General features: G+C 72.7%; 15 protein-coding genes. 4 read left to right on the top strand and 11 right to left on the bottom strand.

The window, feature by feature from the left end:
- Position 1: 1 nt before the first annotated feature.
- Complete coding sequence (locus tag D0T12_RS23745; protein ID WP_117401872.1) at positions 2-316, top strand: hypothetical protein; 315 nt, start codon at positions 2-4, stop codon at positions 314-316.
- Between the two features lie 6 nt (positions 317-322).
- Here D0T12_RS23745 and D0T12_RS23740 read toward each other — a convergent pair whose 3' ends face one another.
- Both D0T12_RS23740 and D0T12_RS23735 read right to left on the bottom strand, forming a co-directional pair.
- Complete coding sequence (locus D0T12_RS23740; protein ID WP_117401871.1) at positions 323-943, bottom strand: class I SAM-dependent methyltransferase; 621 nt, start codon at positions 941-943, stop codon at positions 323-325.
- Positions 940-2,412 carry an acetyl-CoA carboxylase carboxyltransferase subunit alpha/beta gene (locus D0T12_RS23735; RefSeq protein WP_233526252.1) on the bottom strand — a complete coding sequence of 491 codons (1,473 nt, stop codon included), beginning with the start codon at positions 2,410-2,412 and terminating at the stop codon, positions 940-942. Before D0T12_RS23735 ends, D0T12_RS23740 begins: the two co-directional genes overlap by 4 nt.
- 81 nt (positions 2,413-2,493) lie before the next feature.
- Between D0T12_RS23735 and D0T12_RS23730 the strand changes: the two genes are divergently transcribed.
- Positions 2,494-3,912, top strand: coding sequence for an amidase (locus D0T12_RS23730; RefSeq protein ID WP_117401870.1), 1,419 nt, complete (start codon positions 2,494-2,496; stop codon positions 3,910-3,912).
- 53 nt (positions 3,913-3,965) lie between these two features.
- On the opposite strand, the gene D0T12_RS23725 is transcribed toward D0T12_RS23730, so the two are convergent.
- Positions 3,966-5,324: a sensor histidine kinase gene (locus D0T12_RS23725; protein WP_117401869.1), complete on the bottom strand. Its 1,359-nt coding sequence runs from the start codon at positions 5,322-5,324 to the stop codon at positions 3,966-3,968.
- Positions 5,325-5,734: 410 nt separating this feature from the next.
- On the opposite strand from D0T12_RS23725, the gene D0T12_RS23720 reads away from it, so the two are divergent.
- Positions 5,735-6,790 (top strand): serine/threonine-protein kinase, encoded by a 1,056-nt coding sequence (locus tag D0T12_RS23720; protein ID WP_158581612.1) that lies wholly within the window; start codon positions 5,735-5,737, stop codon positions 6,788-6,790.
- A gap of 16 nt (positions 6,791-6,806) precedes the next feature.
- Here D0T12_RS23720 and D0T12_RS23715 read toward each other — a convergent pair whose 3' ends face one another.
- Positions 6,807-7,925, bottom strand: a complete 1,119-nt coding sequence (locus tag D0T12_RS23715; RefSeq protein ID WP_117401867.1) for a PP2C family protein-serine/threonine phosphatase — start codon at positions 7,923-7,925, stop codon at positions 6,807-6,809.
- A 123-nt stretch (positions 7,926-8,048) separates the two neighbouring features.
- Between D0T12_RS23715 and D0T12_RS23710 the strand changes: the two genes are divergently transcribed.
- Positions 8,049-8,294, top strand: coding sequence for a hypothetical protein (locus tag D0T12_RS23710; RefSeq protein ID WP_147339612.1), 246 nt, complete (start codon positions 8,049-8,051; stop codon positions 8,292-8,294).
- Positions 8,295-8,505: 211 nt separating this feature from the next.
- On the opposite strand, the gene D0T12_RS23705 is transcribed toward D0T12_RS23710, so the two are convergent.
- The 7 genes from D0T12_RS23705 to D0T12_RS23680 form a co-directional block, all read right to left on the bottom strand.
- Complete coding sequence (locus D0T12_RS23705) at positions 8,506-8,982, bottom strand: ribose-5-phosphate isomerase (RefSeq protein ID WP_117401865.1); 477 nt, start codon at positions 8,980-8,982, stop codon at positions 8,506-8,508.
- A gap of 43 nt (positions 8,983-9,025) precedes the next feature.
- Positions 9,026-10,042 (bottom strand): hypothetical protein, encoded by a 1,017-nt coding sequence (locus D0T12_RS23700; protein WP_117401864.1) that lies wholly within the window; start codon positions 10,040-10,042, stop codon positions 9,026-9,028.
- Positions 10,043-10,086: 44 nt separating this feature from the next.
- Positions 10,087-11,034 (bottom strand): ATP-binding protein, encoded by a 948-nt coding sequence (locus tag D0T12_RS23695; RefSeq protein WP_117401863.1) that lies wholly within the window; start codon positions 11,032-11,034, stop codon positions 10,087-10,089.
- 191 nt (positions 11,035-11,225) lie between these two features.
- Entirely contained in the window at positions 11,226-12,005 is a 780-nt protein-coding gene (locus tag D0T12_RS23690) for an energy-coupling factor ABC transporter ATP-binding protein (RefSeq protein WP_117401862.1), read from the bottom strand.
- A complete protein-coding gene (gene cbiQ / locus D0T12_RS23685) occupies positions 12,002-12,778 on the bottom strand; it encodes a cobalt ECF transporter T component CbiQ (RefSeq protein WP_117401861.1) in 777 nt (258 codons plus the stop codon). Before cbiQ ends, D0T12_RS23690 begins: the two co-directional genes overlap by 4 nt.
- Positions 12,778-13,128: a PDGLE domain-containing protein gene (locus D0T12_RS35965; RefSeq protein WP_199487647.1), complete on the bottom strand. Its 351-nt coding sequence runs from the start codon at positions 13,126-13,128 to the stop codon at positions 12,778-12,780. Before D0T12_RS35965 ends, cbiQ begins: the two co-directional genes overlap by 1 nt.
- A gap of 13 nt (positions 13,129-13,141) precedes the next feature.
- Positions 13,142-13,870: an energy-coupling factor ABC transporter permease gene (locus D0T12_RS23680; protein ID WP_199487646.1), complete on the bottom strand. Its 729-nt coding sequence runs from the start codon at positions 13,868-13,870 to the stop codon at positions 13,142-13,144.
- Between the last annotated feature and the right edge of the window lie 181 nt (positions 13,871-14,051).

Below are 14,051 nucleotides of genomic sequence, written 5' to 3'. Positions count from 1 at the left end.
GATGGCGGACAGGACCGCGGCGGGCGACAAGCAGCTGGTCGTCCCGAGCACGCCGAACCGGACGGGCCCGGCGGGATGCCCGGGGCTCAAGATCATGGTGTGGGCCCTCGCCGCCCTCGTCGGCGTCGCCGCCGCCGGCGCGCTCGTCTCGCTCCTTCCCCGCGGCCGGGGCCGGCGCGGCACCCGCAGGATCCCGCGGCAACGGCCCTGGCGGCGTGTCCGGAGCGCGGCACCGGCGCCCCGCACCCGGCAAGACAGCGGGCGGCAGTCCGGGGCCGAGGACGGCCTGGAAGCGTGGGCGCCGCAGCGGGCCTGACGGCGGTCAAGGCTTGCGGAGCAGGAGAATTCCCGCCGGGGTCCGTTCGTGGATCGAGGTGGGTTGCCGGACGAGCCGGGCCGTCTCGATCAGCCCGGCGCGGCGGAACACGGCGGACAGCCCGCCCGGCGGCCAGCGGTAGGCGAGCGCGACCTTGTGGTCGAAGGGTTCGGGCGTGTCCTTCTCACAGGTCTGGAAGCCGACCAGCACGTGGCCGCCCGGGGCGAGGACGCGGTGGAACTCGGCGAGGATCGGGGGCAGCTCGTCCGGGGCCTTGTGGATGATCGAGTACCAGGCGAGGATGCCGCCCAGGCTCTCGTCGGCGAGGTCGAGGGACGTCATCGTGCCCTCGTCGAACCGCAGGTCCGGGTGTTCCTCGCGGGCCTGCGCCAGCATTCCCGGCGACAGGTCGACACCGAACGCGGAGAGGCCGAGGGACGCCAGGTGAGCGGTGAGGTACCCGGGGCCGCAGCCCAGGTCGGCGACCGGAAGGTCCCCCCGTACGAGTTCGGCGAACGCGGCGACCATCGCGCGGTCCAAGGGCAGGTCGTCCATGACGTCGCGGAAGGTGTCGGCGTAGAGGACGGCCACGGAGTCGTAGGCGGCGCGGGTCGCGGATTCGGTCATGCGGGAAGACGGTAGCGGGCCTGGCGGTCCGCGGGAGTGCCCGGGACGAGCCCGGACAGTTCCCGTTCGACGGCGGCCGCGGCCCTGACGCAGAACGCGACCGGCTCGTCGGCGGCGTCGGGACGCTCGTCCACGAGAGCGTCGGCCAGGCCGTCGCGCAGCAGGTCCGCCGAGCGGATCCGCTGCGCCGCCGCCACCTCGTCCGCCCGGTCCGGAGTCCGGTGGACGATCAGCGAGGCGCCCTCGGGCGGGAGCGGGGAGAGCCAGGCGTGCCGGGCGACCAGCACGCGGTCGGCGGGCAGGAGGGCGAGCGCCGCGCCGCCCGCGCCCTCGCCGAGCAGCAGGCAGAGCGTCGGCGCGGGCAGCGTCACGAGGTCGGCGAGACAGCGGGCGATCTCCCCGGCGAGCCCGCCCTCCTCCGCGTCCCGCGACAACTCGGCGCCGGGCGTGTCGACGACGGTGACCAGGGGCAGGCCCAGTTCGGCGGCGAGCCGCATGCCGCGGCGCGCGACCCGGAGCCCGGCCGGGCCGAGCGGGGATCCGGTGCGCTGACCGTGCCGGTCCTGCGCGACGAGCACGCAGGGCGCCGCGCCGAAGCGGGCCAGGGCCAGCAGCAGTCCCCGGTCGGCCTCGCCCTCGCCGGTGCCGGAGAGCGGGGTCACGTCCGTCGCGCCGTGGCGGAGCAGCTCGCGGACGCCCGGACGGTCGGGGCGCCGGGACCGTCCGATCGACTCCCACGCCGGCGTGTCGGGCACGGCACCGGCGGACGGGCGGGGCCGCGCGGCCGCCGGTGGTCGCCCGCACAGGACGTTCAGCGCCCGGGACGCCGTCCCGGCCAGTTCGTCGACGCCGATCACGGCGTCCAGGAGTCCCCGGGCCGCGAGGTTCTCGGCGACCTGCACGCCGGGCGGGAACGGTTCGCCGTACAGCCCCTCGTACACGCGCGGCCCCAGGAACCCGATGAGCGCGCCCGGTTCGGCGGCCGTCACATGGCCGAGCGACCCCCACGACGCGAAGACCCCGCCGGTGGTGGGATGCCGCAGGTAGACGAGGTAGGGAAGCCCGGCCGCGCGGTGCGCGACGACGGCGGCCGTGATGCGGGCCATCTGGACGAACGCGGCCGTCCCCTCCTGCATGCGGGTGCCGCCGGAGGACGGCGCGGCGAGCAGCGGCAGGCGCGACGCGGTGGCGCGTTCCACGGCGGCGACGATCCGGTCGGCGGTGGCGACGCCGATCGACCCGGCCAGGAAGCGGAACTCCGACACGACGAACGCGACGCGACGGCCGCGCAGACGGCCCTCGCCGGTGCGGACGGCCTCGTCGCCACCACTGCGCTCACGGGCGGCGGCGAGGTCCGCGCCGTACGGGGTGGACGGGTCCATGTCCGGCGCCGGAGCATCCCAGGGCGTCCAGCCGTCCGGGTCCAGGACGCGGCGCAGTAGTTCGCGGGCACCGGCACGTTCCTCCACCCGACCATCATGACCACCCGGGCAGGTCACGCGGTGTTCCGGGGGCGGACACTGGGAGCGCGACCGAAAGAGAAGGAGACCATGGTGTCCGAAGAGATCCATTTCGCGTCCGCACGGGACCTCGTCCGCCGGGTCCGGGCGCGGGAGCTGTCGGCGCGGGAGGTCGTCCAGGCCCATCTCGACCAGATCGAGCGAACGAACCCGCGGGTCAACGCCATCGTGACGCTGGTCGCGGAACGGGCGCTGGCGCAGGCGCGCGACGCCGACGACCGGCTCGCCGCCGGGCGGGAGACCGGGCCGCTGCACGGGCTGCCGGTCGCGCACAAGGACACCCATGCCACGGCCGGGATCCGCACCACCTTCGGTTCGCCGATCTTCGCCGACCATGTGCCGCTCACCGACGACCTGGTCGTCGAGCGGATCCGCGCCGCCGGCGCCATCACGATCGGCAAGACGAACGTGCCGGAGTTCGCCGCCGGGTCGCACACGTTCAACCCGGTGTTCGGCGTCACCCGCAACCCCTACGACCCGTCGCGGTCGGCGGGCGGCAGCAGCGGCGGCGCGGCGGCCGCGCTGGCGTGCGGCATGCACCCGATCGCGGACGGCAGCGACATGGGCGGCTCGCTGCGCAACCCCGCGTCGTTCTGCAACGTCGTCGGGTTCCGTCCGTCGCCGGGCAGGGTGCCGTCGTGGCCGGTGGCGGCGGGCTGGGCGACGATGGGGGTGCAGGGGCCGATGGGTCGCGAGGTCGCGGACGCGGCGCTGCTGCTGTCGGTCCTCGCGGGACCCGACCCGCGCAGCCCCATCGCCCTGGAGACTCCCGGGCACGTGTTCGCGGGTCCACTCGACCGGGACGTCGCCGGGCTGCGGATCGCCTGGTCGCCCGACCTCGGCGGGAAGGTGCCCGTCGACCCGGCGGTCGCCGGCGTCCTCGCACCGGCGGTGATGACGTTCGAGGATCTCGGCTGCACGGTGGACGAGGCGTGCCCCGACCTGTCCGGCGCGGACGAGGTCTTCCGGACGCTGCGCGCCTGGCAGTGGGACACCACCCACGGCCCGCTCCTGGACGAGCGCCGCGCCGACATCAAGACCTCCCTCGCCGAGAACATCGAAGCGGGACGCGTCCTCACCGGCGCCGACCTCGGACGGGCCGAGACACTGCACACGGCCCTCTTCCACCGGGTCCGGAAGTTCTTCGAACGCTACGACGCGCTGCTCCTGCCGGTCAGCCAGGTGCCGCCGTTCGACGCCGAGATCGAGTACCCGGACGAGGTCGCCGGGCAGCCCATGCCCGACTACCTGGAATGGATGCGGTCGTGCTTCCTCGTCTCGGCGACCGGGTCTCCCGCGCTGTCGGTGCCCGCCGGATTCACCGGCGCCGGGCTACCCGTCGGGTTGCAGATCGTCGGACCGCATCACGCCGACCTGTCCGTCCTGCGGATCGGGCACGCGTTCGAGCAGGCCACCCGGCACGGCACCCGGCGCCCGCCCATCGCCTGAACACGCGGGCCTGAACACGCGGGCCTGAACACGCGGGCCTGAACACGCGGCGTCTAACGCCGGTCGAGCGGGAGGCGCAGGACGAGCCGCGCGCCCTTGTCGCTGTCCGCGGCGACGAGCGTCCCGCCGTGCGCGCGGGCGATGTCCCGGGAGATCGTCAGGCCGAGCCCGGTGCCGCCGCGGTCGCGTTCCCGGCCCTCGGCGAGCCGCTGGAACCGCCAGAAGACGCGCTCGCGGTCCTCGGGCGCGATTCCGGCGCCGTCGTCCACGACCTCCAGGACGGCGTCCGGGCCGTCCGCGGCCACGGTCACCCACACCCGCGACGCGGCGTGCCGCTCGGCGTTGTCGAGCAGGTTCGTCAGCAGCCTGACGATGTGGTGCGCGGTGACCCCCACCATGATCCCCTCCTCCGTGTGGACCTCGATCGGAACCCGCCGGGGACGCCGCGCCGTCTCCGAGCGGACCAGCTCGCCGAGGTCGACCCGCTCCCGCGCGACGTGCACGCCCGCGCCGAGCTTGGCGAGGATCAGCAGGTCGCTGACGATGCCCTGCAACCGGTCGGCGTCGGCGAGCGCGGCCCTGGCGACGGCGGGCCAGTCCTCGTCCTCGGGATGCTCCAGCGCGACCTCCAACTGGGCGCGCAGGCCGGTGAGCGGGCTGCGCAGCTCGTGCGACACGTCCGCGACGAAGCCGCGCTGCCGGGACAGGACGGCCTCCAGCCGGCTCAGCGTCACGTTCACCGACTCGGCCAGCTCGGCCAGCTCGTCGTGCGGGCCGGGGACGGTCACCCGGCGGCCCGCGCCCCGGCCGGTGATCTCGGCGAGCTCGCCGGACATCGCCCGGACCGGGCGCAGCGCCCGCCGCACCGCCACCGCCACCACCCAGGCGACCACGGCGGTGCCGAGCAGCACCGAGCCCACGAGCAGGCCGATGAACAGGCCCCGGTACCGGCTGAACACGATGATGGGGGCGCCGGCGTGCACGATCTCCACGCCGTGCCGGGTCAGGACGCTTTCGGAGACGAGATAGACCCTGCCCTCGCCCGGGATGGTGACGGTGCGGTGGACGGGCCGTCCCGGTTCGCCCGGCAGCGGCACGTCGAGCGCCGCACGACCGCGCAGCGACTCGCTGGAGGCGACCACACGGCCCTCAACGTTCACCACCTGGAGGAGCGTGAAGTCGGCGTCCCGGACGGGCAACGTGTCGTGCGGGTCGGCGACGCGCACGTACACGGTCAGGTCGTTGATCACGAAGTCGGCGCGGTCACGCAGGTCCTCGAACACGACGCCGCGGAGGACCAGGTAGAAGAGGGCGGCGCCGAGCGCCAGCAGGACGAAGACGACGAGGGCCACGGCCGCGCTCACCCGGGCCCGCAGCGACCAGCCCGACGGCGACGGCCTTCCCCCGAACATCCGCACCCCGGCGCCCCTCCCCCTTTCCGGCTCCCACGCGGCTCCGGGGCCCCGCGCGACGTCCCAGCGCCTGGGGGGTGAACGCAGAACAGGTTGTTACCGGACCATTGCTCTGCGAAACATCACCACATACCGGACGGATACCCGCGTGGACGGCGCCTCCCACCCCCAGGGGAGCCGTCCACGCGGCATCACCGTCGGCGCGGCCGCCACCCGTGCACCGAGGAGGAATGACGCCGGGACGCGGGCTCTGCCGCCGAACCGCCGCCCACTCTGCCATCGCCAGGTGCACGGAAGACCACATCGACGTGACGAACGCGTTTCCGCACTTCCTGGTGTGACGCGAGATATTCCGCCGCCGAACGGGGATGGACGGACACGAAGCGGGGAGAGAGACCCGGGAAGATCGTATGGACGCAGACATCAGACCGCTCGAACCCGCCGACCCGCGTGAGGTCGGCGGGCATATGCTGCTCGGCCGGCTCGGCTCGGGCGGCATGGGCACGGTCTACCTCGGCGCCGACCCGGTGTCCGGCGGGCGGGTCGCGGTGAAGACCATCCACCCGCACCTCGCCGGCGACCCGACGTACCGGAAACGCTTTCGGGACGAGGCGTACCTCGCCGGTCGCGTCGCCTCCTTCTGCACGGCGCGGGTCCTCGCGCACGGTGAGGAGAACGGTCGCCCCTACCTCGTCACCGAGTACGTGGGCGGCGTCTCGCTGCACGACCGGCTCGTCCACGACGGCCCGCTCCCGGCGGCCGACCTGCACGGCGTCGCCGTCGGGGTCGCGTCGGCGCTCGCCGCGATCCACGCGGCCGGTCTCGTGCACCGCGACCTCAAACCCGCCAACGTGATGCTCACCCTGTCCGGCTGCCGCGTCATCGACTTCGGCATCGCGCGCAGCCAGGACTCGACGGGCCCGGGTCGCTTCGGCGGCTCGGCGTCCGGCGCGGTCCTCGGCACCCCCGGCTGGATGGCCCCGGAGGTCCTCGTCGGCGGGCCCGCGACCCCGGCGGCCGACGTGTTCGCCTGGGGCTGCCTCATCGCGCACGCGGGCACGGGACGGATGCCCATCGGCGGCGACCCGGCGACCCTCCGCACGGCGGCCGAGACGGCCGACATGTCCGGGCTGCCGAAAGCGCTCGTCCCGGCGGTGCGGTCGGCCCTGGCGACGGACCCGGCGGACCGTCCGACCGCGTCGGACCTGCTGCTGGCCCTCGTCGAGCAGCCGCCGACCGACGCCTGGCCGCCCGCCGCCGTCCCGCCCCGGCTCACCGCCGCCGCGCCCGCCCGGGTGGAGGCCGACACCAGGGCGTTCACCCCGACCGGGGTCGTGGAGACCGCGCCGTCCACTCGCGCCCGGCTGCTGGCCGTCGCCGGCGTCGCCGCGGGCACCGTCCTCATCGGCGCCGTTCTCGCCGGGCTGGCGTACGAGGAGCCGAAGAACAGGAACAGGCGCCGCTGAGCGCCGCTCGACGCGGTCAGACGCGGGAGATCACGACGAGCGCGCAGTCGTCGTCGCGCGCCGCGGCCATCGTCGCCACCAGTTCCTTCGCGCCGCTCTCGAACCCCTGCGGGACGAGACGCTCCGCCTCGCCGAGCAGCCGGTCGATGCCGGCGTCCAGGTCACTGCCCGGGGACTCCACCAGACCGTCGGTGTAGAGGAGCAGCGCGTCACCCGACCGCAGCGTTCCACGCTCCGGGACGCACTTCAGGTCCGGGACGACGCCGAGCACCACGCCCTTGGCCGAACTGACCCGCCACTCGCCGCTGCTCGCGTCGAACTGGACCGCCGGTGGATGGCCCGCCGACTCCACGGTGTACTCGCCCGTGCGGAGGTCGACGACGACGTGCACGGCGGTGACGAACCCCTCGTCCCACCGCTGGCGTTGCAGATAGGCGTTGCAGGCGGGCAGGAAACGATCAGGCTGGACCGATCCAAGGAGCCCCCCGAAGGCACCCGACAGCATCAACGCCCGGGTGCCCGCGTCGGTGCCCTTCCCCGACACGTCCACCAGCGCGACCTCCAGGACGTCGCCGTCGGAGGACGACACGACGAAGTCGCCGCCGAACGACGACCCCCCGGCCTGCACCAGCACGACCTGCGTACGCCAGCCGTCCGGCAGCACGGGCATCTCACCCTGGCGCCGCAGCCGCTCGCGCAGCTCCAGCAGCATCGAGTCGCCGCGCAGCCCCTGCACGCCGAGTTTCTGCCGCGTCCGCGCGAGGGTGAGCGCGAGCACCGCGGTGATCGTCAGCGTGGCGACCATCCCGACGCCGATCGCGGGAACGTCGTGCCAGGCGTTGTAGGCCACCATCGCCACGACGACGCCGAGCAACACGACCAGGGTCCGCACCTTCAGCAGCAGCCCGCCGCCGAGCACGATCAGCACCAGCACCCCGGACGGCGCCAGGCCGCGCGTGTCGCTGGCCGTGGCCAACCCGACCGCCACCGCGAGGACCGCCAGCGCCGCGAACACGTACCGTTCCCGGGTCAGCTTCCCCCGCCGGAGCCAGCGGTACAGCACCACGAGCAGCGGGATCCTGCGCAGCACGGCGCGCAGTCGCGGTGGAAGCAGCTGGACCAGTCGTTGAAGCATGTCTCCGGCACTGTACCGAGCATTCACCGCCGCACGTCGGTATCCGCACCAGTGACGCCCCGTTGTACCGGTCCAGCTCCGTAATATCCGGGTACGGGGGATGTTGAGAGGAGTGGTGGGCATATGGGACAGCCGAGCATGCGGATCACGGTGGACGCGGCGATGCGGGCGCGCGACGTCTCCCGTCCGCTCCCGGACGGCGAACGGGAAACAGCGAACGACCCGACACCGGGCCGGAGTTCGAGCGAGCCCGCCAAGCGGACGAAGGCCGCCAAGAACGAGCGCCGCCGCCTCGGCAAACGCGGCGGCCGCACAACGCCCTCCGCCATCCCGCCCCGAAAGCGCTCCCCCGACGACTCCCAACCCTGACCGAAACACGGAAAGCGGCTTCACCCCACCACCCGGCCGGGCCATCGCTCAAGCGGCGACGACGGAAGGTCCTCGTGTTCTCCTAGTCGCCGAGCAAGGCGATCCGGCGGCCACACCATGCCTCCGCGATCCCACCCCGGAAGGCGCTCCCCGGCGGCTCACCGTTCTGACCGAACGCGGAGAAGCCGCTTCGCTCCGGGATCCGGCCGGGTCAGCGCTCGGGCGGGAGTGGTGGGAGTTCGCCGGTGGTCTCGTAGTCGCTGAGCATGGTGATTCGGCGGGTGTGGCGCTGCTCACCCGAGTAGGCCGTCTCGATGAACAGTTCGACGAACCGGGTCGCGGTCTCCGGGTCGTGCTGGCGGGCGCCGAGGCTGATGACGTTCGCGTCGTTGTGCTCGCGGGCGAGCCTGGCGGTGTCCTCGTTCCAGACCAGGGCCGCCCGGACGCCCTTGACCTTGTTCGCCGCCATCGCCTCGCCGTTCCCGGAACCGCCGATCACGATGCCCAGCGTTCCCGGCTCGGCGGCCGTGCGCTCGGCGGCGCGCAGGACGAACGGCGGGTAGTCGTCTACGGCGTCGTAGGCGAACGCGCCGCAGTCGACGGCCTCGTGCCCGTTCTCCTTCAGCCAGGAGACCAGGTGCTCCTTCAACTCGAAGCCGGCATGGTCGGTCCCAAGAAAAACGCGCATGAGGTCGATTCTCGCAGGACCGGGACGTCGCCCGCGCGGCGGCCTACTCCTCGTCGCGCCGCCGGTCGATGACCGTCCGGTCGGCGAGATCCAGGTCGTCGCCGTCCGAGGAGTCCGCGGGCGGCTCCTGCGCGGCCTCGTCCGGCTCCGGAGTGTCCGCCTTGGGCCCGGCCTGAGGCTGTTGCGGCGCCTCAGGTTGTTGCGGTGGGGCGGGCTGTTGCGGCGGGGTGGGCGGGGCGCCGAACTGCTGCGGCACCGGCGGGCCCGGTTGCTGCGGGACGTGGGCGCCCGGCTGCTGCGCGGGCACGCCGGGCGGCTGTTGGGCCGGCGCGGCGCCCCACGGTTGTTGTTGCGGCTGTCCCTGCGGCGGGACGTACGGAACGGCGGACGGGTGCGGCTGCATCGGCGGCTGCTGCATGTGCTGCTGGGGCGGCATCTGCTGCATCGGGTGGGGCTGCATCTGCATGCCGTGTTGCTGGGGAGCGTAGGCCTGCTGCCGCGGGTACTGCTGGCCCCCGTAGGGCTGCTGCGTCGTCGCCGCGCGGGGACGGCCGAAGACGAAGCCGCCCACCGCGCCGAGGCCGGGCAGCCAGCCGAACGCGAGGCCGGCCGCCGCGCCCCGGGCGAGGCCGGTGAAGACGGCCTGCGACAGGGTCGTCGGAAGGAAGTCGTCCGTCCAGTGGGCCAGGACGCCGTACACGAGCCCGGTGGCCCCGCCCGCGAGGATCGCGGCCCACCATCCGACGATGAGCGCGCCGAGCGGGCCGCGGTTCTGGTCGATGGTCCGGCCGGCTCCCACGACGAACAGCGCCAGCAGAACGAAGAACAGCACCACGGTGAAGTCCGCGATGAGGACGGTGCTCCAGTCGACCCCGGGTTGCGGGTTGAACCGCCAGGCGAGCGAATGCGACCACAGCACAAGGGGGCCGATCCCCTCGTCGAACTGGAAGTCGCTTTCCCTGATGGCGTCGACGACCCACTGGTTGTTGAGAAGCAGGGTGAGCACGGCGACCGGAAGCACCGCGCCGCCCGCCATCATGAGCATCCGCCGCATCGTCATGCCGGAAGGTTAGTGCTGATCTCCGTCCGCCGATAGACGTCCGTTCACCCGGCGTAGGCGGCCGGGAAACGGAATTCCGGGTCCACCTGTTCCTCCAGGCGTTCGCCCGTCGCCTTGTTCGCCCAACTCCGCGCGTTCTTGACGTGGAACTCCACGGCCTGGCGTTGGAATTTGTCCCAGTCCGGGACGTGGGAGTCCACTTCGGCGCGCATTCGGTCGAGTGCGGCGGCGTTGCCGTCCTCCAGGGAAACGCCGTGGCGGCCCTGTTCGAAGGCGCGAACGGCGGCGGACTGCCCGACCCAGGTCAGCAGGTCGTCGCCGACGTGTTCGCGCAGGTAGGCCACGTCCTCGTCGATCTGCACCTTGTTCCCGACGACGCGGATGGCGACGTCGTAGTTGCGGGCGTACTCGGTGTACTGCCGGTAGACGCTGACGCCCTTGCGGGTGGGTTCGGCGACCAGGAACATCACGTCGAACCGGGTGAACAGCCCGGACGCGAACGTGTCGGCCCCGGCCGTCATGTCGACCACGACGTACTCTCCGGGCGCGTCCATGAGGTGGTTGAGGTAGAGCTCGACCGCGCCGGTCTTGGAGTGGTAGCAGGCGACACCGAGGTCGTCGTCGTTGAACGGGCCGGTGGCGAGGAGGGTGATCCCGTCGACGTCGTGGCCGGTCTCGTGGAAGGGGTCGTCCCCGCGGAACCGCAGGAGCCGCGAGCCGGAACCGGGTGGGGTCGTCTTCACCATCGCGGCCGCCGAGGAGATCCGGGGGTTGTCCCCGCGCAGGTACTCCTTGATCTCGGTGAGCCGGTCGCCCAGCGCCGGAACCTTGGCGGCACGGGCCTCGTCCAGGCCGAGCGCCACGCCGAGATGCTGGTTGATGTCGGCGTCGATGGCCACCACCGGCAGCCCGCGCCCCGCCAGATGGCGGGCGAAGAGCGCCGAGAGGGTGGTCTTGCCGCTGCCGCCCTTGCCAACGAACGCAACCTTCACGTTTGCCCCATTTCGGAATGAAAACCGTTACCATTACTGGTGGTCTCCCCGAGTCTGGCAAGACGATGACACGGGTGCAACCTGAAACCCCGAACCGAAAATTCACCGCACGCGAGCATTCGCCGTGAACATCCACCCGATCGCGACCGAGCCTGTTAACAGAACCTGACCGGGCCGGTCGGGTCGGTGTCTCAGCGCGCCGTGGCGGCCGGGTCGAACCCGAAGGGCAGTTCCAGGCGGTGGGACGTGAGAAGGTCGCCGTCCATCAGGACGTCGCGGGTCGACGCGTCCGCGGCGATGACCCCGCCCGAGAGGATCACCGAGCGCGGGCAGAGCTCCGCCGCGTACGGGAGGTCGTGCGTGACCATCAGGACCGTCACGTCCAGGCTCAAAAGGATCTCGGCCAGCTCGCGGCGGCTCGCCGGGTCGAGGTTGGAGGACGGCTCGTCCAGCACCAGGATCTCCGGCTCCATCGCCAGGACGGTGGCGACCGCGACGCGGCGGCGCTGCCCGAAGCTGAGGTGCTGCGGCGGACGGTCGGCCACGGCCAGCATGCCGACCCGGTCCAGCGCGTCCCGGACCCGGAGGTCCAGTTCGGCGCCGCGGATCCCGAGGTTGGCGGGCCCGAACGCGACGTCCTCGCGGACGGTCGGCATGAAGAGCTGGTCGTCGGGGTCCTGGAACACGATGCCGACGCGCCGGCGGATCTCGCGCAGCGTCCGCTTGTCCTTCGGGTCGACGGCGAGACCCCCGACCCTGACCTCGCCTAGGCCGCCGTGCAGGATGCCGTTCAGGTGCAGCACGAGCGTGGTCTTCCCCGCGCCGTTCGGCCCGAGCAGCGCGACCCGCTCGCCCCGGTCGATCGTGAGGTCGACGCCGTAGAGGGCCTGCGTGCCGTCCGGGTAGGCGTAGGCCAGGCCCCGGACGTCGAGGGACGGCACGGTGGGGGCCTCCCCCAGGTCCGCGGTCATGGCATCGTCCAGGCGGCCAGCGTCACGAACGCGGCGGCCAGCGGCAGGGCCGCGGCGGCCGTCCACTGCGCGGCGGTCGCGCTCACGTCGTGCACGACGGGCATGCGCCCGTCGTAGCCGCGGCTCAGCATCGCCAGGTGCACCCGCTCACCCCGTTCGTACGAGCGCAGGAAGAGCGCCCCGATCGATTTGGCGAGGACGCGGGTGGCGCGCAGGTCGCGGCCCTCGAAGCCGCGGGACGCCCGCGCCACCTTCATCCGGCCGAGTTCCGCCGCGACCACGTCCCCGTATCTGAGCATGAACGTGGCGATCTGCGTGAGGAGCTGCGGCATCCGCAGCCGGTCGATGCCGAGCAGCAGCAGCCGGGGCTCGGTGGTGGCCGCCAGCAGGATCGAGGTGACGACGCCGAGCGTCCCCTTGGCGAGGATGTTCCACGCGCCCCACAGCCCGTTCTCGCTCAGCTCCAGCCCCAGCACGGTGACCTTCTCGCCGCTCGCGACGAACGGCATGAGGAACGCGAACGCCACGAACGGGACCTCGATGACGACCCGCCGCGCGACCGTGCCGAACGGGATCCGCGCGGTCGCCGCCACGGCCGCCAGGAGCAGCGCGTACACGCCGAACGCCCAGAATCGTTCGCGTGGCGTGGCGACGACCAGCAGCACGAACGCGAGGACGGCGACGAGCTTGCACTGCGGTGGGAGGCGGTGCACGGGTGAGGCGCCCGGTACGTACAGCCGGTGCGCCGCCCCGGCGGCGTGGCCCGCGCCCATCAGCCCGTCCCGGACGCCTCGGAGGCCACGTTCTCCTCACGCCGGGAAGCCGGGTCGGAGGAGCCGCGCCGCCGGACGAACCAGAACAGCCCGCCGCCGACGAGCAGGACGACGCCGACGCCGATCACGCCGGACAACCCGCCGGACAGTCGCGCGTTGTCGACGCCCTTGACGCCGTAGTCGCCGAGCGGGGAGTCCTTCAGACCGTGGTCCTTCTCCTCGGCGTTGAAGCCCTTGTCATTGGCGACCTTCTCCAGGCCGTCGGGATTGGCGCTGGCGTAGTAACTGACGATTCCCGCCAGGATGAGCGAGACGAGCAGAAACCCGATGAAGAACCGTTTGGTGGTCATGTCGTGCTCCTCCTCAGGCCCTGGACGGCTCCGCGGGCCCGCCGGGGCCCGCCTTCGGCTCGGACGCCTCGACGGTGCGCAGCCGCGGCGGCTTGATCAGCCCGCGCGCCCCGTGCACCAGGTCGGGCCGGACGGCGAGCACGCTGGACACCGTCACGGCGGTGATCAGCGCCTCCCCGATGCCGATCAGCACGTGCACGCCGACCATCGCGGCGGCGACCTTCCCGATCGACACGTCCGTCGTCCCGCCGACGGCGTACAACCCCGTGAACGCGAGGGCCGAGGCGGGCACCGAGACGACGGCCGCGACGAACGCCGCCGCGCCGACCGACGACCGGTTCTTCGGCAGCAGGCGCAGCACCAGCTGGAACAGGCCGTACCCGACCACCACCGTCACCAGTGCCATGACGGTGATGTTGACGCCGAGGGCGGAGAGGCCGCCGTCGGCGAACAGGAGGGCCTGGACGAGCAGGACGACCGAGACGCACAGGACTCCTGTGTAGGGCCCGACGAGGATCGCCGCCAACGTGCCCCCGAGCAGATGCCCGCTCGTCCCGGACGCCACCGGGAAGTTCAGCATCTGCGCGGCGAACACGAACGCGGCCGTGAGTCCCGCGAGCGGCGCGGTCCGGTCGTCCAGTTCGCGCCGGGCGCCGCGCAACGCGACCCCGACCCCGGCCACCGCGACCACCCCCGCCGCCACGGACACCGGCGCATTGATGAAACCGTCCGGTACGTGCACGACCGGATCACCCCTACCTCTCTGCAGCCAGCGGGAACCCGTGTGTAGCTGGCAGGATCCAGTCTGTCGGCACAGGTACTGCAATTGCAATATTTTCGCAATAGCAATAGAGAACTAGCTTAGGGGCAAGGACTCACTTGCCCGCCTCGCCGTGCGCGGGGGTGATCATCGGTGAAGTCGC

This window comes from Actinomadura spongiicola (assembly GCF_003432485.1).
In the GTDB taxonomy this organism is placed as follows: domain Bacteria; phylum Actinomycetota; class Actinomycetes; order Streptosporangiales; family Streptosporangiaceae; genus Spirillospora; species Spirillospora spongiicola.
This window is presented reverse-complemented; position numbering and strand designations above follow the sequence as displayed.